The following is a 17928-nucleotide window of genomic DNA, read 5'->3' as shown; positions in this document are numbered from 1 at the left end:
CGCCGACGGGGCCGACGACGCCGACGGGGCCGACGCCCTGGACACCGCCCCCCGCCGGCCCGCAGGCGGACGGCCGCGCACCGGACCGGCTCGCCTACGTCCTGCACACCTCCGGCTCCACCGGCGCCCCCAAGGGCGTGGCCGTCGACCACCGGGCCCTCGCCCACTACCTGCGCTGGGCGGCCGGTGCCTACGCCACGGGCTCCGAGGGCGGCGCCCCGTTCTTCACCTCCGTCGGCGCCGACATCGGCGTCCCCGCCCTGTTCGTCCCGCTGCTGACCGGCCGGACGGTGTACCTGCTGCCGCAGCGGTTCGAGCCGACGGAGTTCCCGAAGCTGCTGGCCTCCTGGGCTCCGTACGCCTTCGTCACCATGACGCCCGGCCATCTCGCCCTGCTGGACGCGCAGCTGAGCGACCCCGAGCTGGCCGGCCTGGCGGATCTGCTGGTCTGCGCGGGCGATGCCTACCCGGCCGCGCAGGCGGAGCGGATCGCGGCCCGCGTCGAGGCGGCCGGCGGCCGGCTGCGCCTGGCCGCGGAGTACGGGCCGACCGAGGCCACCGTGGCCGCGGCGGCCCACCGTGTCACCGGGCCCGTGGGGCGGCCGCTGGTGCCCCTGGGCCGCGCGCTGCCCGGGACGACACTGCGGCTGCTGGACGAGAACCTGGCGCCGGTGCCCGACGGCATCACCGGGGAGGTGTTCATCGGCGGGCCGGGCCTCGCCCGCGGCTACGCGGGACGCCCCGGGCTGACGGCCGAGCGCTTCGTGCCCGACCCGTACGGCGCGCCGGGCGCCCGGCTGTACCGCACCGGTGACCTCGCCCGGGTCCTGCCGGACGGCTGCCTGGAGTTCGCCGGGCGGTCCGACCGGCAGCTCAAGGCCGGTGGCCACCGCATCGAACCGGCGGAGGCCGAGGCGGTGCTCACCGCCGATCCGCGGGTGCGGGAGGCGCTCGTGGCCGCGCTCCCCGGCCCCTCGGGGGACCAGCGGCTCACCGCCTGGGTGGTGCCCGCCGACGGTGCCGCGCCGCACCCGGCTGAGCTGCGTGCCCGACTGCGCGAGTGGCTGCCGGCTCCGCTCGTCCCCGCCTCCTTCCGGATCGTGGACGCCCTGCCGCTGACGGACAACGGCAAGTACGACCGCGCCGCCGCCCCGGCGGCCGGCGCGCACCGGGAGATGACGGCCGCCCGCGCCGCGTACGTGGCGCCCCGCACCGAGACCGAGCGACGGCTCGCGGACGTGTGGCAGCGCGTGCTCGGCGTGGACCGGGTCGGCGTCCACGACCACTTCCGCGACCTGGGCGGCGACTCGCTCCTCGTGCTGAGCGTGCTCGCCGCCGCCCGGGAGGCCGGACTCGGCCTCGGCCCGGGCACCGCTCTGCGCCACCCGACCATCGCCGAGCTGGCCTCCGCCCTCGGCGCCACCACGGAAGACGGCTGATGCCCATGGACCCGCGTCCCGTACGCCACCTGATCTCCCTCGACGACCTGACCGACGCGGACCTGCGCCACCTCACCGAGCGCGGCGCGCAGTTCGCCGCCGGCACCGCCGGTGCCGGGCGGCCGCTGGACGGTCTCGTCACCGGCGTCTACTTCGCCAAGACCTCCACCCGTACCCGTACCGCCTTCTCGGCGGGCACCCTGCGGCTGGGCGGCTCCCTCCTCACGTACGGCCCCGGCGACCTCCAGCTCAACACCGGGGAGACGAGCGAGGACACCGGGCGGGTGCTGTCCCGGATGCTCGACGTGCTCGTGGCACGCACCGCCGGGGACCCCGCCGAGATGCGGGCCTGGGCGGCGCAGCGGCGGATGGCCGTCATCAACGCCATGAGCGCCGAGGAGCACCCCACCCAGGCGCTCACGGACCTGACCACGTTGCTGCGCCACTTCGGTCGCGTCGACGGACTGCGTGTGCTGTACCTGGGCGAGGGGAACAACACGGCGACGGCGCTCGCGCTGGCGCTCACCCGGTTCCCGGGCGTGGAGTTCGAACTGCGTACCCCGCCCGGCTACGGACTCCCTGCCCGGATCGCCGAGAAGGCCGCGCGGCAGGCCGCCGACCACGGCGCGGTCCTGCGCGAGCGTCACACCATGGAGGCGCTGCCCGGCGACTTCGACGTCATCTACACGGCACGCTGGCAGACGACCGGCACGTCGAAGGCCGACCCGGACTGGCGCACGGTGTTCGCCCCGTTCCAGGTCCGGGCGGAGCTGTGGGAGGACAGCCCGAAGGCGGTGTTCCTGCACGACCTGCCCGCCCACCGGGGCGAGGAGGTCACCGCGGAGGTGCTGGACGGACCGGCGAGCCTCGCGTTCGACCAGGCCGAGAACAAGATGCACAGTGCGATGGCGGTGCTGGAATGGTGCCGCGCGGCGCCCGGTGCCGCGGGCGGCGTCTGACCCGCCCCGCTCCTGAGCGCCGCCAGGAGCGGACGGCTCACGGGCCTCGCCGCCGGCGCGTTCCGCCGGCGGCGAGGCCCGTGAGCCGCAGGCACGGTCAGTCCAGGACGCTGCCGCCGTCCTGCCGGTCGACGCGGGAGCGGCGGTGGTCCGCAACCGCGTAGACGCGATGCAGCCAGCGGTCAGTGCCGTCGTAGCGCGGGGTGAAGGACGTCCGGCCGTGGACGGTGAGGCGGTTGTCGACCACGGCCAGGTCGCCGGCGGCGAGGTCGAGGGCGTGGGTGGTGCGCTCGAAGGCGGCGCGCAGCTCCTCCATGGCCCGCCGGGCGCCGTTGTCCAGCGGGTGGGTGCTGGCGAAGTCGACCAGTACGTCGGGGTCTTCGGGGACGCCCCGCAGGACCGCGTGGGCCGGCGGCGGTGCGCTTCCGGAGCCACCGAACGACGGCGGGGCCTCGGTGAGGAAGCGCTCCTCGGACAGCGTCCGGCGCGCTTCCCTCGACAGCAGCGGCAGGGCCCGGCGGACCGACGCGGTGCACAGCCGGGCGTCGCCCGTCGGGTCCGCGCGCACGCAGAGGAGACCGACGTGGTCCGGCCGGTTGCGGTGGAAGGCGTTCTCGGTGTGCATGTGCAGCCGTACCGAGCCCGCGTTGCTCTGCTGACGCTCCTGGCCGGGTACCGGCACCACGTCCTGGACCAGGGCGCCGGACTTCTCGCTCCGGTAGGCGATCACCTCGCCGAGCTGGAGCATGACCATGGTGACGGCACCCGCCGCCGTGGTCGCGGTCCGCTGGACGGACCCGGGCCGGACAGGCGTGGCGGGCAGCTCCCCGGGGACGGGGAGGTTACGTATCAGCAGGGCGCCCTCGGGCCCCGCGTCGTGCCGGAACTCCCGCACGCTCGCGAGCAGTTGCCGGGGCAGCCGGACCGAGGCGGCGCGGGCCGCCGCGAGCCATCCGGCACTGTCCACCACTCCGGAAGCGGCCCCGGCGAGTTCCCCGGCGAGCATCGCGACTTCTTCGCGCTGGGTGTCGGTGAGTATCACCGCCGTTTCGGTCAGGGCAGGGAAAGAGAGTGTCTCTGTCATGATCACATGCCTTCTCACGGAAGCCGTACGAGCGGACCGCCAGTGGCCTACGACAGCCTTTCAAGGGGTTTCCGACTCTCCCGAATTTCCTCCGGGACACCTCTTGCCGATCGCCCGGGCGCACTGGGACGCAGCGAGGATAAAACGGCGCCGGCGCGGCGGAACAGGGGCGATTTCCGAACCTTTCCGCGGCCCCGGCGAAGCCGCCGCCACGCCTTCGCCGACGGCGTTTTCCTGTCCCGCCAGCGAGACAGTGAACAATGCCCGCACTTCCACCCCGGCCGGTTTGTGGGGCAGACTCGGCGGCACCGGTTCCGGAGAGCGCCCGAGGCGCCCGAGCCGAAGTTCTCCCATTCCCGCCACCCGCCGTCGGTCGGCCTTCCAGGAGCATGTATGTCGAGCAACGTCCCATGCCATATCTGTGCCGCTCCGGTACAGGAATTCTTCGACTTCGGACGCCAGCCCCTGTCGGACGCCTTCCTCCCCGCGGACGCCGACCTCGGCCAGGAGTTCTTCTTCCGGCTCGCCGTCGGTGTCTGTGAGTCCTGCACGATGGTGCAGCTGATGGAGGAGGTCCCGCGGAACCGCATGTTCCACGAGGCCTACCCGTACCACTCCTCCGGCTCGGCCTACATGCGGGAGCACTTCGAGAACCTGGCGAAGCAGCTGCTGTCCACCGAGCTCACTGCGGACGACCCGTTCATCGTCGAGCTGGGCTGCAACGACGGCGTGATGCTGAACGTGATCGCCGGTCACGGCGTCCGGCACCTCGGGGTCGAGCCGTCCGGCGGCGTGGCGGACGTCGCCGCGGCCAAGGGCGTCCGGGTCCGCAAGTCCTTCTTCGAGGAGTCCGTCGCGAAGGAGATCCTGGCCGCGGACGGCCAGGCCGACGTCGTCTACGCCGCCAACACCCTGTGCCACATCCCGTACATGGACTCGATCCTGGCGGGCGTGCGTACGCTGCTGAAGCCCACCGGCGTCTTCGTCTTCGAGGACCCGTACCTGGGGGACATCGTCGAGCGCACCTCGTTCGACCAGATCTACGACGAGCACTTCTTCTTCTTCACCGCCCGGTCGGTGCAGGAGATGGCCCGGCGGAACGGGCTGGAGCTGGTGGACGTCGAGCGGCTCTCCGTGCACGGCGGCGAGGTGCGCTACCACCTCGCGCCCGCCGGCCGGCGCAGCCCGTCCGAGGCCGTGGCCGCGCTCGTCGCCGAGGAGGAGCGGCGCGACCTCGCCGGCCTCGGCACGCTGCGGGAGTTCGGCGACAAGGTCATGAAGATCCGCGAGGACCTGACGGCGCTGCTGGAGAAGCTGCGCGCCGAGGGCAGGACGGTGGTCGGCTACGGCGCGACGGCCAAGAGCGCCACGGTGACGAACCTCTGCGGCATCGGCCCGGACCTCGTGCCGTTCATCTGCGACACCACCCCCGCCAAGCAGGGCCGGCTCAGCCCGGGCACCCACATCCCCGTGAAGGAGCCGAGTGCGTTCTCCGGCGACTACCCGGACTACGCGCTGCTCTTCGCCTGGAACCACGCCGAGGAAATCATGGCGAAGGAACAGGGATTCCGGGAGGCCGGCGGCAAGTGGATTCTCTACGTGCCCGACGTGCACGTCGTATGACTTCCGTTCCTGGCGACCTCGTTATTGAAGAATGGGAAGAGCGATGAAGGGAATTCTTCTCGCCGGCGGCAGCGGCACCCGCATGTATCCCTCGACGCTGGCGACGTCCAAGCAACTGCTTTCGGTCTACGACAAGCCCATGATCTATCACCCGCTTTCGGTGCTGATGCTGGCCGGAATCCGGGACATCCTGGTGATCTCGACACCGACGAGCATTCCCTCGCTGCAGTCCCTGCTCGGCGACGGCTCGCGCCTGGGCCTCACCATCACCTATGCCGAGCAGCAGGAACCACGCGGAATCGCGGAAGCACTCATCATCGGCGCGGACCACATCGGCAACGATCCTGTCGCGCTGATACTTGGCGACAACGTCTTCCACGGCGCAGGATTCCCGCGACTGCTGCGCGAGGCCCGGAACGACCTGAACGGCTGCACGCTCTTCGGCTATCCGGTCTCCGATCCCGAACGCTACGGAATCGGCGAGACCGACGCCGAGGGCAACCTGGTGTCCTTGGAGGAGAAGCCGCTCCGGCCCCGATCCAACGACGCGGTCACCGGGCTGTACTTCTACGACCCGGACGCGGTGGAGATCGCCCGGGACCTCACTCCCTCGGCCCGTGGCGAGCTGGAGATCACCGACGTCAACCTGGCCTATCTGAAGCAGGGCCGGGCCCGGCTCATCCGGCTCGGCCGCGGCTTCACCTGGCTGGACGCGGGCACCCACGACTCGCTCCTGGCCGCCAGCCAGTACGTCCACGTGATCGAGACCCGGCAGGGCGTCAGGGTGGCGTGCGTGGAGGAGATCGCGCTGCGCATGGGGTACATCGACGCGGAGCACTGCCACCGGCTCGGGGCGCGGATGCGGAACTCCTCCTACGGCCAGTACCTCATGCAGCTCGCCCAGTTGGCCGCCTGATCCACCGCCCGGCACCGGGTCGTTCCACTACAGGGAGTGCGAGTGAGCTATCAAGAGCTGGCTCCTGAGCGGCTGTTGTCGCTGGGGACCGGTGCGCCGGAGGTCGCCGAGCGTGCCTGGCACGTGCGCTGGGACGCGACGCCGGCCCCGGAGTCGCTGGTCACCGCGGTGCTGCCACCCGTGCTGGACTTCCACACCTCGGGCAGCACGGGACCGAGCCGCCACTGGCAGCGCAGCCGCGCGGCCGCCTGGGAGGAGGCCGGCATGCTCGCCGGCTTCGTACGCCAGGACCAGCCGGGAGCGGTGGTCGCCTTCGCCCCTCCGGTCCATGTCTACGGCGCACTGGCCACACTGCTGCTGCCGGCCAGGCTGGGCGTACCGGTGTGGTACCGGCCCGGGTACATCGGCGCGCTCCCGGACACCGGGCAGCGCCGCGTCGTGATCGTGGCCACGCCGTGGATCTTCTCGCTGCTGCGCCGGAACATGGCATGGGTCCGCTCCTTCGAGCGTGTCACCGTGCTGTACAGCAGCGCGATGCTGCCGGCCGACGCCGGTCTCTTCCTCCAGGAGGCCGGCCCCGGGCGCGCGTCCCTCGTGGAACTCCTCGGCTCGACGGAGACCGGCGGCATCGCCACGCGCCGCTGGTCCTCCGGCGAGCCGCCCGCCTGGACCCTCTTCCCTGACGTGACCTACGCCCCCGAACGGGCCGGCACCGGTCAGGACGGCGCCGGCCCGGCGGACGGTCCGGCCGTGCCACTGGTGATCCGCAGCCCGCGCCTGGCCTCCCGGCCCGGCGAGCCCGCCCCGCCGGAGTGGCACACGGGCGACCTCGTGGAGCCGTTGGACGAGCGGTCCTTCCGGCTGCTCGGCCGGGTCGGCCGCCTGGTGAAGGTGAACGGGCAGCGGATCAACCTCGACGAGGCGGAGCACGCGCTGCGCGCCCGGCTCGACTGCGCGGACCTGGCTCTCGTACCGGTGCACGACCCCATGATCGGCGAGCACGTCGACCTGTACGTCGTGCCCCGGCCCGGAGCGGGGACGGCGGACGCCGACCCGTCCGCGGCTCGCGCCGTCCTCGGCGCCCGCCCCCGGAAAGTGCACGTGGTGCCCGGCCTCAACCGTTCCGCGATGGGCAAGTTGCAGCAACCACCGACCGAACCCACCGACTCAGAGGTAGCAACGTGACACAGACTCCCACGACCACCGGCCGCGCCGGCACGGACCTGCCCAGCCTGGAGGTCCTCGTCGAGTCCGCCGCCTGGACCGCGAAGCTCGGTCCGCTCAGCGACGCGGACGTGGCCCGGATGCGGGAGAGCGGCGCCACCGTCGACCGGTACCTGGCCGACGGCAAGCCCGTCTACGGGCTGACGCAGGGCTTCGGCCCGCTGGTGACCTACTCCGCCACCTCCGAGATGGAGCAGGGCAGCTCGCTCATCTCCCACCTGGGCACCGCGCAGGGCCGGCCCCTCGCCCCGGAGGCGTCACGGCTGGTCTTCTGGCTGCGGCTGAACAGCATGCGCAAGGGCTTCTCCGCCGTGTCGCCCGACTTCTGGCAGCGCCTGGCGGACCTGTGGAACGCCGGCTTCACCCCGGCGATCCCGCGGGACGGCACGGTCAGCGCCAGCGGCGACCTGCAGCCGCTGGCCCACGTGGCGCTGGCGTGCGCCGGCCACGGCGAGGCATGGGTACGCGACGAGCGCGGCGAGTGGGTCCTGCGCCCGGCCACCCAGGCCCTCGCGGAGCTGGGCGCCGAACCGCTGGTGTGGCCGGTCCGTGAGGCGCTCGCCTTCGTCAACGGCACCGGCGTCGGCCTCGCCGTCGCCCTCCTCAACCAGCGCTCGGCCCTGCGCCTCGTGCGGGCCGTCGCGGTGCTCACCGCGCGCCTGACGGTGCTGCTCGGCGGCAACGCGGAGCACTACGACGAAGGCGTCGGCCAGGCGCGCGGCCAGGTGGGACAGCTGCGGGTGGCCCGCTGGATACGCCGGGAACTCCCCGCCGACCACCAGCGGGACGAGCGCCGGCCGCTCCAGGAGCCGTACAGCCTGCGCTGCGCGCCACAGGTGCTCGGCGCCGCGCTGGACCAGCTCACCATGGCCGGGGAGATCCTGCTGCGGGAGGCGAACGGCTGCACCGACAATCCGCTCACCTACGAGGGCCGGGTGCTGCACGCCGGGAACTTCCATGCCATGCCGGTCGGTCTCGCCTCGGAGCAGACCGGTCTGGCCATGCACACGGCCGCGTACCTGGCCGAGCGTCAGCTCGCCCTGGTGGTCAGCCCGACCACCAACGGCGACCTGCCCATCATGCTCACCCCCCGGGCCGGCCGCGGCTGCGGCCTGGCCGGCGTGCAGATCAGCGCCACCTCCTTCATCTCGCGGATCCGGCAGCTGGTCACCCCGGCCTCGCTGACGACCCTGCCGACGAACGGCTGGAACCAGGACCACGTCCCGATGGCGCTCAACGGCGCGAACGGCGTCGCCGAAGCCCTGGAACTGGGCTGGCACGCCGTCGGTTCGCTCGCCCTGGGCGCGGCGCAGCTGGCCGTGATGACCGGGCATACGCCGGAGACCGCCGGGCTGTGGGGCGAACTGGCCGCCGTGTCCCCCGCGCTGGAGGCCGACCGTCCGATGGCCGCCGAGGTGCGCGCGGCCGCGGACCTCTTCCGTGACCACGCGGACGCCCTGCTGGCCGCCGGCGACTGACCACCACCGCGGGCGCCTCCCCCGGCGCCCGCGGTGGTACGGACCGCACCGCCCCGGACGCACCGTCCCCGATCCGGAACCGCCCACGAGACTGGAGACCACCCGATGACCCGTTGGGGGATCACCCTCCCGCTGCCCGGCGTGCCCCTGCCGGCACACCGCGCGCTCCTCGAGCGGCTCCCCGATCTGGGCTACACCGACGTGTGGACGGCCGAGACCTCGGGCACCGACGCGTTCTCGCCGCTGGTGCTGGCCTCGCAGTGGGCGCCCGACCTGCGGCTGGGCACGGCCGTCGCCCCGGTGTTCACCCGGGGCCCGGCCCTGCTCGCCATGACCGCCGCGACCGTCGCCGACTGCGCGCCCGGCCGGTTCGCCCTCGGCATCGGCGCCTCCTCCCCCGGCGTCGTGCGGGACTGGAACGGCCTGGAGCACACCCGGCCCTACGCCCGTACCCGCGACACCCTCCGGTTCCTGCGTGCCGCCTTCACCGGCAAGGTGGTGAACGAGCGGTACCCGACGTTCTCGGTACGCGGGTTCCGCCTGGAACGGCCGCCCGCCACGCCGCCGCCGGTCCTGCTGGCGGCGCTGCGCCCCCGCATGCTGCGGCTGGCCGCGTCCGAGGCGGACGGGGCGATCACCAACTGGCTGGCCGCCACCGACGTACCGAAGGTCAGGGCCGAACTCGGTCCCGGGCCCGAGCTGATCGCCCCGGTCTTCGTGTGCCTCACCGAGGACGCCAGGGAGGCCCGCCGGCTCGGCCGGATGATGATCAGCAGCTATCTCACCGTGCCCGCCTACCGGGCGTTCCAGGACTGGCTGGGCCGGACGGAGCCGCTCGCCGCGATGCACCGGGCCTGGGACGCGGGCGAGCGCTGGCGCGCGGTGATGGCCGTTCCGGACGAGACGGTCGACGAACTGATCGTGCACGGCAGCCCCGAGGAGTGCCGCGCGCGTATCCGGGCGTACGCGGCCGCCGGCCTCGACACGCCCGTGATCGCGCTGCTGCCGAGCAGCGGTGGCGATCCCGTCGGGCAGGTCGAGGCACTCGCCCCCGGCCGGGACTGATGCCATGATCACGCGGATACTGCCGGACTTCGTCACCGCGGCGGAGTCCTACGGCGACGAGCCGGCGGCCGGGCTGTTCCCCGAGGAACAGCGGCACGCGGCCACCATGTGTCCGGTCCGCCGCCGTGAGTTCGCCACCGTACGGCACTGTGCCCGCCGCGCGGGCCTGCGGCTCGGCGTGCCCCTCGCTCCCCTGCTGCCGGGGCCGAGGGGCGCTCCGCGGTGGCCGGACGGCGTGGTCGGCAGCCTGACCCACTGCGCGGGCTATCGAGCCGCCGCCCTGGCCCGCGCGGCGGACGTACGGGCGCTCGGCATCGACGCCGAGCCGCACCGGCCGCTGCCGGACGGCATGCTGGACCGCATCGCCCTGCCGGAGGAGCAGGCACATCTGCACGCGCTGCGCCGGCCGGCGGGCGACGTGTGCTGGGACCGCCTGCTGTTCTGCGCCAAAGAAGCCGTCTACAAGGTCTGGTCGCCGCTGACGCGCGCATGGCTGGGCTTCGACGAAGCCTCGATCGTCTTCGCCCCGGCCGGCGACGCGCCGACGGGCACGTTCCGCGCGCGCCTCCTCCGGGCCGCGCCGGCCGGGTCCGCGGACCGGCTGCCGCCGGTGCTGCACGGAAACTGGCTGGCCGCGCCCGGTCTGCTGCTCGCCGCCATCGTGCTGCCCCGTGACTCCGTAGACACCCCCTGAGCCCAAGTCCACCGGTCGCTGCCGGTGATCACAGCAAGGTGCGCTTCCTCATGACGACCCGGATACTCGTGACCGGCGGAGCCGGTTTCATCGGCTCCCACTACGTCCGCACGCTGCTCGGCCCGCAGGGGCCCGGTGACGTGTCCGTGACCGTGCTCGACAAGCTGACCTACGCGGGCAACCCCGCCAACCTCGACGAGGTCCGCGGGCATCCGCGGTTCGCGTTCGTCCACGGCGACATCGCCGAACCCGCGGTCGTGCGTCCGCTCATGGCCGAGCACGACCAGGTGGTGCACTTCGCCGCGGAGTCGCACGTGGACCGGTCGATCGACGGCGGCGACGAGTTCGTCCGTACCAACGTCCTCGGTACCCACACCCTTGTCGACGCCGCACACCGAACGGGTATCGAAACGTTCGTGCAGATCTCCACCGACGAGGTCTACGGCTCGATCGACGAGGGCTCCTGGCCCGAGACCCACCCCCTGCGGCCCAGCTCGCCGTACTCCTCGGCCAAGGCCGCCGGTGACCTGGTGGCGCTGTCGTACCACCACACCCACGGCCTCGACGTACGGGTCACCCGCTGCTCGAACAACTACGGACACCACCACTTCCCCGAGAAGGCCATCCCGCTGTTCGTCACCAACCTGCTCGACGGCAAGCGGGTCCCGCTGTACGGGGACGGCGGCAACGTCCGGGACTGGCTGCACATCGACGACCACGTCCAGGGCATCGAACTCGTCCGGACGCGGGGCCGCGCCGGGGAGGTCTACAACATCGGCGGCGGCACCGAACTGTCCAACCGGGAGCTCACCGAGCTGATCCTCAAGGAATGCGGCGCCGACTGGGACAGCAGCGTCCAGTACGTGGCCGACCGCAAGGGCCACGACCGCCGCTACTCCGTCGACTGCACCAAGATCCGCGAAGAGCTGGGTTACGCGCCCCGCGTGCCGTTCGAGCAGGGCCTCGCCGCGACGGTTCAGTGGTACCGCGACCACCGCGCCTGGTGGGAGCCCCTGAAGGCGCGGGCGGCGCTGTGACGGCACAGGACGCGGGCACGTGGCTGGTGACCGGGGCGCAGGGCATGCTCGCCCGGGACCTGCTCACCCACCTGGCCGCCACCGGCCGCACCGCCGTGGCCGCCGGCCGCGGCGACCTGGACATCACCGACCCGGAGTCGGTACACGCGGCCTTCGCCGCCCACCGCCCCGCCGTGGTGGTCAACTGCGCCGCCTGGACCGCGGTGGACGCAGCCGAGGAACGGGAGGCCGACGCCCTCGCGGTCAACGGCACCGGGCCCCGCCTGCTGGCCGGGGCGTGCCGGGCATCGGGGAGCGTCCTGCTCCAGGTGTCCACGGACTACGTCTTCGACGGGCGCGCCCGCGCTCCGTACCCGGAGGACGCCCCGGCCGCGCCGCGCAGTGCGTACGGCCGGACCAAGCTGGCGGGCGAGCGGGCTGTCCTGGAGCTGCTTCCGGACACCGGCTACGTGGTGCGTACCGCCTGGCTGTACGGGGCGGGCGGGCGCAACTTCGTACGGACCATGATCGAGCTGGCACGGGAGCGGGCGGCCGTCGACGTGGTCGAGGACCAGTGGGGCCAGCCGACCTGGACGGAGGATCTGGCCCGGCAGCTGGTCGGGCTGGGACAGCGGGCGCTGGACGGTACCGCACCGCCCGGGGTGTACCACGGCAGCAGCGGCGGCCGGACCACGTGGTTCGGGTTCTGCCAGGAGATCTTCCGCCTGCTCGGTGCCGACCCCGCGCGGGTACGGCCCACCACCGGCGACCGCTATCCGCGTCCGGCGCCCCGGCCCGCCTACAGCGTGCTCGGCCACCACCGCTGGCACGCGGCCGGCATGGCACCGATCCGGCACTGGAGTGCGGCGCTGGCCGAGGCGTTCCCCTCGGTGCTGGAGAGCACCGGGGGAACGGCGCGCCGCCCGGCCGGACGGCCGGGGCCCAGGGACACGGAATCCGACACCACGCGCGAGAAAGCCGAGATCACATGCGACCCCTGCCGATAGAAGGCGCCTGGCTGCACGAACCCGAGGTCTTCACGGACGAGCGGGGCAGCTTCCACGAGTGGTTCAGGAGCGGCGACTTCCGCGCGGCCACCGGTCAGGACCTCCCCCTCGCCCAGGCCAATCTCTCCGTGTCCCGCCGCGGCGCCCTGCGCGGCATCCACTTCGCGGCCGTGCCCCCGGGGCAGGCGAAGTACATCACCTGCGTACGCGGCGCGGTCCTGGACGTCGTCGTCGACGTCCGGACGGGCTCGCCGACCTTCCGGCAGTGGGCGATGGCCCGCCTGGACGACACCGACAACCGTGCCGTCCATCTCTCCGCGGGCCTGGGGCACGCCTTCCTCGCCCTCACCGACGACGCCACCGTGGTCTACCTGTGCTCCGAGGGCTATACGCCCGGCCGCGAGTACGGCATCCATCCGCTGGACCCGGACCTCGCGATCGACTGGCCCGCCGACATCGAACCCGTGCTCTCTCCCAAGGACGCTCAGGCCCCCTCCTTCTCCGAGCTGCACCGCCAGGGACTGCTGCCCTCCCACGAGGCGTGCACCGCCTTGCGCAACCGGCCACGCCACGGCTGACCGCCGACGCCCGTCCCGCCAGCGCCCCCGTCCCCTACCCGGCACCCCTTTCCCACCATGAATCCTTTCTCCCCCGGAGTCCGGCCCGCCCATATCGCCATGTTCAGCGTGGCGGCCCACGGGCACGTCAACCCGAGCCTGGAGGTGATCCGCGCACTGGTCTCCCGCGGTCACCGTGTCACCTACGCCGTCCCCAGCTCCTTCGCCGGCACCGTCGCCGCCACCGGTGCCGAGCCCAGGGCCTACACGACCACGCTGCCCGCCGCCGGGACGCCGGGCGCCTGGGACGGCGAACTCATCGACCACCTACGGCTGTTCCTGGCCGACGCCGGCCGGGCGCTGCCGCAACTGGTCACCGCGTATCAGGACGACCGCCCGGACCTGATCCTGTACGACCCGATGGCCTACGCGGCCCGCGCCCTGGCCGACCGCTGGAAGATCCGCGCCGTCCAGCTCTCGCCGCACGCCGTCGCCTGGGAAGGGTACGAGGCGGACCTGGCGGCCGCGCCCCCGGGCCGGGGAGAGGCGGGCGAGCCAGGCGTGGGCCGGCCGGCCCACGCCTGGCTCGCCAACAACGGCACCGCCATCGGCCCCGGCCGCATCGCCCGCCGCCCCGACCGCTGCATCGCGCTGATCTCCAAGGTCCTCCAGCCGCATGCCGACCGGGTCGACGGCTCCGTCTACTCGTTCACCGGCCCGTGCTGGGCCGAGCACGGCCACCAGCACGGATGGACCCGCCCGGCCGGCGCCGGGAAAGTCCTGCTGATCTCGCTCGGCACGGTCTTCACCGAAGCCCCCGACTTCTACCGGGCCTGCGTCGCGGCCTTCGGCAATCTGCCGGGCTGGCACGTCGTCCTGCAGATCGGCCGGGGCACCGACCCGGCCGACCTCGGCGAGATTCCTGCCCACATCGAAGTACGCGACTGGGTTCCCCAGCAGGCGGTCCTCCGGCAGGCCGACGCCTTCGTCACGCACGCGGGCGCGCGCAGCGCACACGAGGCCCTCGCCTGCGGCGTCCCGATGGTGACCGTCCCCCAGGCCGCCGACCAGTTCGGCAATGCCGCGATGCTCGCGGAACTGGGCGTCGCCCGTTGCGTACCGAAGGAACGCGCCACTCCGCAGGCGCTGCGGGAGGCCGTCCTCGGCCTCCTCGACGACCCGGACGTCCCCGCCCGCTTCGCCCGCATCCAGCACGCCATGGCCGACGAGGGCGGCACCTCCGAGGCCACCGCCCTCATCGAAGCCGAACTCCCCCGCCACCCGGCGACAGCGCGCTGACGCGCCCCTGCAGCACGATTGCTCGTCGCTCACGCTCAGCCTCGGCGACCGCTTCCGGAGTGACCAGGTGGACGGCTGCCTCGACCTCCGCTCCGCGGGCCGAGAGGACGGCGCCGGTCCGCGTCACGAGGAAGCACGAACGAGGGTGGGCCCCACGTCGCCGACAGGCCCCTGAAAACAAGAGAAAACCCAGGTCACATGAGATGTGACCTGGGCTTCCAGCCGAGCCGCCTAAGGGAATCGAACCCTTGACCTACGCATTACGAGTGCGTCGCTCTGGCCGACTGAGCTAAGGCGGCGTGGTGCGCGGCCCAGTCTACACATGGCGGAGGGGTGATTCGTAATCGGCTTCGGCGACGGCCTCCGAGGTCAGGAGCAGCGCTTGTGCTTGGCCGGCGGGGTGCCCTCCAGGAGGTAGGTGTTCACGGCGGTGTCGATGCAGTCGCTGCCGCGGCCGTACGCGGTGTGGCCGTCGCCCTCGTACGTCAGGAGGCGGCCGGAGGCGAGCTGGGAGGCCAGGCCGCGGGCCCAGGGGTACGGGGTCGCCGGGTCGCGGGTGGTGCCGACGACCAGGATCGGGGCGGCACCCTTCGCTTCGATGCGGTGCGGTTCACCGGTGGCCTCGGCGGGCCAGTACGCGCAGTTCAGCGGGGCCCACGCGAAGTTCTCGCCGAAGACCGGGGAGGCCTTGCGGAAGGCGGGGAGCGCGGACTCGACCTGGGCGGGCGAGGAGAAGGCGGGCGGGAGGTCGAGGCAGTTCACCGCGGGGTTGGCGAACATCTGGTTGGCGTAGCTGCCGTCCGGGTCACGCTCGTAGTAGGAGTCGGAGAGGGCGAGCAGGCCGCTGCCGTCGCCCTTCTTCGCCTTGGCGAGGTACTCGCGCAGCAGGGGCCACGCCGCCTGGTCGTACATGGCGGCGATCACGCCGCTGGTCGCCAGGGACTCGGTGAGCTTGCGGGACTCCCCCGTGGCGACCGGGCGCGCGTCCAGGCGGCGGAAGAAGGCGGAGAGCTGCTTGCCGGCGTCGGCCGTGCTCCTGGTGCCCAGCGGGCAGTCGCGCTTCTTGATGCAGTCGGCGGCGAAGGCGGTGAAGGCGGTGTTGAAACCGGCGGTCTGGTCCTCGTTGAGCTGCCGGGCGCTGAGCGAGGGGTCCATCGCGCCGTCCAGGACGAGCCGGCCGACGCGGGAGGGGTACAGGCCCGCGTACGTCGCGCCGAGGAAGGTGCCGTACGAGGCGCCCACGTAGGTGAGCTTCCGGTCGCCCAGGACGGCCCGGAAGATGTCCATGTCCCGGGCCGCCTCGATGGTCGAGACGTGGCCGAGCACCTTGCCGGAGCGGGCCTTGCAGCCGTCGGCGAAGTTCTTGAAGGCGGTGGTGAGCTTCTTCTGCTCCGCCTTGTCGTCCGGCGTCTGGTCGACCTGTGTGTACGCGTCCATCTGCGTGCCCGACAGGCAGCGGACCGGCTCGCTGCGGGCCACCCCGCGCGGGTCCATGGCGACCATGTCGTACCGGGCCTTCACGGCGGCCGGCTCCGGCGCGTACTGCTGGGCGTAGTTGACCGCGGAGGCGCCGGGGCCGCCCGGGTCGACCATCAGGGCGCCGATCCGCTTGCCGGGCCCGGTGGCCTTCTTGCGGGTGACGGCGAGCTTCAGATCGGTGGCGCGGCTGGGCTTCGCGTAGTCGAGCGGCGCCTTGAGGGTGGCGCACTCGAAGCCCTTGGGACCGCAGGAGTGCCAGCTCAGCTTCTGGTCGTAGTACGGGCGCAGGGCCGCCGGTACGGCCGTGGGCAGCGGGTCGAGGGTCTTGCTCGCCTTGTCGCTCTCCGGGCGCGCGTCGGGACCCTGCCGGGCCGGTGAGGCGACGGCGCCACCGTCCGAGCCGGCGGACGAACTGCAGGAGACGAGCAGCGCGGCGGCCGCGAGCACGGCGCCGGAGGTGCGGAGCAGACGGCTGGTGTCCATGGGTACGGTCCCTCGGTCGGCGGCGGCGGTGGCGGCACTCGGCTCGGTGACGATTGGTGACCAATGGTGACAGTTGGCGACAGCTCTGGGGAGCGTATCCGTCCCGGTGGGGTCGTGCCCGGCCTATTGCCCTCGTACGAGTGAGTTCGGCCGAGCGGCACTGCCGTATGCCGGCCTGCCGTCGCGGACGGGCCCGTCGGGCGGCCGGCGGCCGGCCCGGCAGGTCGCGGCGCGGGGCCGCTCAGCCCGCCCTGAGCGCCGCGGTCATCGCCTCGACGGCCAGGAGCGGGGCGACGTTGCGGTCCAGGGCCTGGCGGCAGGCGAGGACCGCTTCTATCCGGCGCAGGGTGCGCTCGGGCGTGGAGCCGGCGGCGATGCGCTGCACGCTGTCCCGTACGTCCTCGTTGGCCAGCTCCACGGCCGTGCCGAGCTGAAGGGCCAGGACGTCGCGGTAGAAACCGGTCAGGTCGGTGAGGGCGAGGTCCAGGCTGTCGCGCTGGGTACGCGTGGAGCGGCGCTTCTGCTTGTCCTGCAGCTCCTTCATCACGCCCGCCGTGCCGCGCGGCAGCCGTCCGCCGGTGCCCGCCGCGGCGCCCAGCGCGGCCCGCAGCTCCTCGGTCTCCTTGGCGTCGACCTCCTCGGCGACCTGCTTGGCGTCCTCCCCCGCCGCGTCGATCAGCTCCTGCGCGGCCTTGAGACAGCCGCCGATGTCGTCGATGCGCAGCGGCAGCTTGAGGACCGCGGCGCGGCGGGCGCGGGCCCGCTCGTCCGTCGCCAGCCGACGGGCCCGGCCGATGTGCCCCTGGGTGGCGCGCGCCGCGGCCGTGGCGGCGGCCGGCTCGATGCCGTCACGGCGCATCAGCATGTCGGCGACCGCGGACGTGGCGGGCGTGGACAGCGTCAGCAGGCGGCAGCGGGACCGGATGGTGGGGAGCACGTCCTCGATGGAGGGGGCGCAGAGCAGCCAGACCGTACGCGGCGCGGGCTCCTCGACGGCCTTGAGGAGGACGTTTCCCGCGCCTTCGGTGAGGCGGTCGGCGTCCTCCAGGACGATCACCTGCCAGCGGCCGCCGGCCGGTGACATCGAGGCCCGGCGGACCAGGTCACGGGTTTCCTTCACGCCGATGGACAGCAGGTCCGTACGGACCACCTCGACGTCGGCGTGCGTGCCGACCAGCGCCGTGTGGCAGCCGTCGCAGAAGCCGCAGCCGGGGGCGCCGCCCAGGGCGCGGTCAGGGCTCACGCACTGCAGGGCTGCGGCGAAGGCACGCGCCGCGGTGGCCCGGCCGGAGCCGGGCGGGCCGGTGAAGAGCCAGGCGTGCGTCATCCTGGACGCGCTCATGGAGGCCGGCGCGGACTCGGGCACCGCGGCGCCCGGCTCCTCGGCCGTGACGAGGGCGTCCGCGTCGCGTGCCGCGGCGGCGAGCTGCTCCGTCACCCGCTCCTGGCCCACCAGGTCGTCCCACACCGCCATTGCCGCTCCGCCGTCCTGTTCCGTGTCCTGCCGTGCCGTCGCCGTGCCGTACCGCTGCCGGGTGCGTCCGGGGGCACACCTTGGCCGTCCTGCCGCCGCGCGGGGACGGCCCGTCGCATCCCATTGTGGTG

General features: G+C 73.2%; 15 protein-coding genes, 1 tRNA gene and 1 pseudogene. 13 read left to right on the top strand and 4 right to left on the bottom strand.

Annotated elements, in window-relative coordinates; translation table 11 throughout:
• Positions 1-101 precede the first annotated feature (101 nt).
• The 3 genes and pseudogenes from AAC944_RS20315 to AAC944_RS20305 form a co-directional block, all read left to right on the top strand.
• Positions 102-671, top strand: a pseudogene (locus tag AAC944_RS20315) (AMP-binding protein); the annotation flags it as partial.
• Positions 672-1439, top strand: a complete 768-nt coding sequence (locus tag AAC944_RS20310) for a phosphopantetheine-binding protein (RefSeq protein WP_368397296.1) — start codon at positions 672-674, stop codon at positions 1437-1439.
• Complete coding sequence (locus tag AAC944_RS20305; protein WP_030615934.1) at positions 1439-2398, top strand: ornithine carbamoyltransferase; 960 nt, start codon at positions 1439-1441, stop codon at positions 2396-2398. Before AAC944_RS20310 ends, AAC944_RS20305 begins: the two co-directional genes overlap by 1 nt.
• 97 nt (positions 2399-2495) lie before the next feature.
• Here the strand turns inward: AAC944_RS20305 and AAC944_RS20300 are convergent, their stop codons facing one another.
• A complete protein-coding gene (locus tag AAC944_RS20300; RefSeq protein WP_030615931.1) occupies positions 2496-3482 on the bottom strand; it encodes a TauD/TfdA family dioxygenase in 987 nt (328 codons plus the stop codon).
• Between the two features lie 393 nt (positions 3483-3875).
• On the opposite strand from AAC944_RS20300, the gene AAC944_RS20295 reads away from it, so the two are divergent.
• The 10 genes from AAC944_RS20295 to AAC944_RS20250 all read left to right on the top strand — a co-directional run bounded on the left by AAC944_RS20295 (position 3876) and on the right by AAC944_RS20250 (position 14361).
• Complete coding sequence (locus tag AAC944_RS20295) at positions 3876-5105, top strand: methyltransferase domain-containing protein (protein ID WP_030615930.1); 1230 nt, start codon at positions 3876-3878, stop codon at positions 5103-5105.
• A gap of 43 nt (positions 5106-5148) precedes the next feature.
• Complete coding sequence (gene rfbA / locus AAC944_RS20290; RefSeq protein WP_030615927.1) at positions 5149-6021, top strand: glucose-1-phosphate thymidylyltransferase RfbA; 873 nt, start codon at positions 5149-5151, stop codon at positions 6019-6021.
• Between the two features lie 42 nt (positions 6022-6063).
• On the top strand, positions 6064-7206 hold the full coding sequence (locus AAC944_RS20285) for a class I adenylate-forming enzyme family protein (protein WP_030615925.1): 1143 nt from the start codon (positions 6064-6066) through the stop codon (positions 7204-7206).
• Positions 7203-8723, top strand: coding sequence for an HAL/PAL/TAL family ammonia-lyase (locus AAC944_RS20280; protein ID WP_051871833.1), 1521 nt, complete (start codon positions 7203-7205; stop codon positions 8721-8723). The genes AAC944_RS20285 and AAC944_RS20280 overlap by 4 nt, the downstream gene beginning before the upstream one ends.
• A gap of 105 nt (positions 8724-8828) precedes the next feature.
• Positions 8829-9788, top strand: a complete 960-nt coding sequence (locus AAC944_RS20275) for an LLM class F420-dependent oxidoreductase (protein ID WP_030615918.1) — start codon at positions 8829-8831, stop codon at positions 9786-9788.
• Between the two features lie 4 nt (positions 9789-9792).
• Positions 9793-10482, top strand: a complete 690-nt coding sequence (locus AAC944_RS20270; RefSeq protein WP_030615915.1) for a 4'-phosphopantetheinyl transferase family protein — start codon at positions 9793-9795, stop codon at positions 10480-10482.
• Positions 10483-10532: 50 nt separating this feature from the next.
• Positions 10533-11519 carry a dTDP-glucose 4,6-dehydratase gene (rfbB, locus tag AAC944_RS20265; RefSeq protein ID WP_030615911.1) on the top strand — a complete coding sequence of 329 codons (987 nt, stop codon included), beginning with the start codon at positions 10533-10535 and terminating at the stop codon, positions 11517-11519.
• Positions 11520-11563: 44 nt separating this feature from the next.
• Positions 11564-12505: a dTDP-4-dehydrorhamnose reductase gene (rfbD, locus tag AAC944_RS20260; RefSeq protein WP_078888617.1), complete on the top strand. Its 942-nt coding sequence runs from the start codon at positions 11564-11566 to the stop codon at positions 12503-12505.
• Positions 12487-13083 (top strand): dTDP-4-dehydrorhamnose 3,5-epimerase family protein, encoded by a 597-nt coding sequence (locus tag AAC944_RS20255; RefSeq protein WP_030615906.1) that lies wholly within the window; start codon positions 12487-12489, stop codon positions 13081-13083. The genes rfbD and AAC944_RS20255 overlap by 19 nt, the downstream gene beginning before the upstream one ends.
• Positions 13084-13140: 57 nt before the next feature.
• Positions 13141-14361 (top strand): macrolide family glycosyltransferase, encoded by a 1221-nt coding sequence (locus AAC944_RS20250; RefSeq protein ID WP_030615904.1) that lies wholly within the window; start codon positions 13141-13143, stop codon positions 14359-14361.
• A 225-nt stretch (positions 14362-14586) separates the two neighbouring features.
• On the opposite strand, the gene AAC944_RS20245 is transcribed toward AAC944_RS20250, so the two are convergent.
• From AAC944_RS20245 to AAC944_RS20235, 3 genes are all read right to left on the bottom strand, one after another.
• A tRNA-Thr gene (locus AAC944_RS20245) sits at positions 14587-14660 on the bottom strand.
• Positions 14661-14730: 70 nt separating this feature from the next.
• Complete coding sequence (locus AAC944_RS20240) at positions 14731-16323, bottom strand: alpha/beta hydrolase (protein ID WP_030615899.1); 1593 nt, start codon at positions 16321-16323, stop codon at positions 14731-14733.
• A gap of 241 nt (positions 16324-16564) precedes the next feature.
• Complete coding sequence (locus AAC944_RS20235) at positions 16565-17797, bottom strand: DNA polymerase III subunit delta' (protein ID WP_030615896.1); 1233 nt, start codon at positions 17795-17797, stop codon at positions 16565-16567.
• Positions 17798-17928: the final 131 nt, after the last annotated feature.

The sequence above is a fragment of the Streptomyces sclerotialus genome (assembly GCF_040907265.1).
Classification (GTDB): domain Bacteria; phylum Actinomycetota; class Actinomycetes; order Streptomycetales; family Streptomycetaceae; genus Streptomyces; species Streptomyces sclerotialus.
The sequence above is the reverse complement of the archived record's forward strand: the minus strand, read 5'-3'. Positions and strand labels throughout refer to the sequence as shown.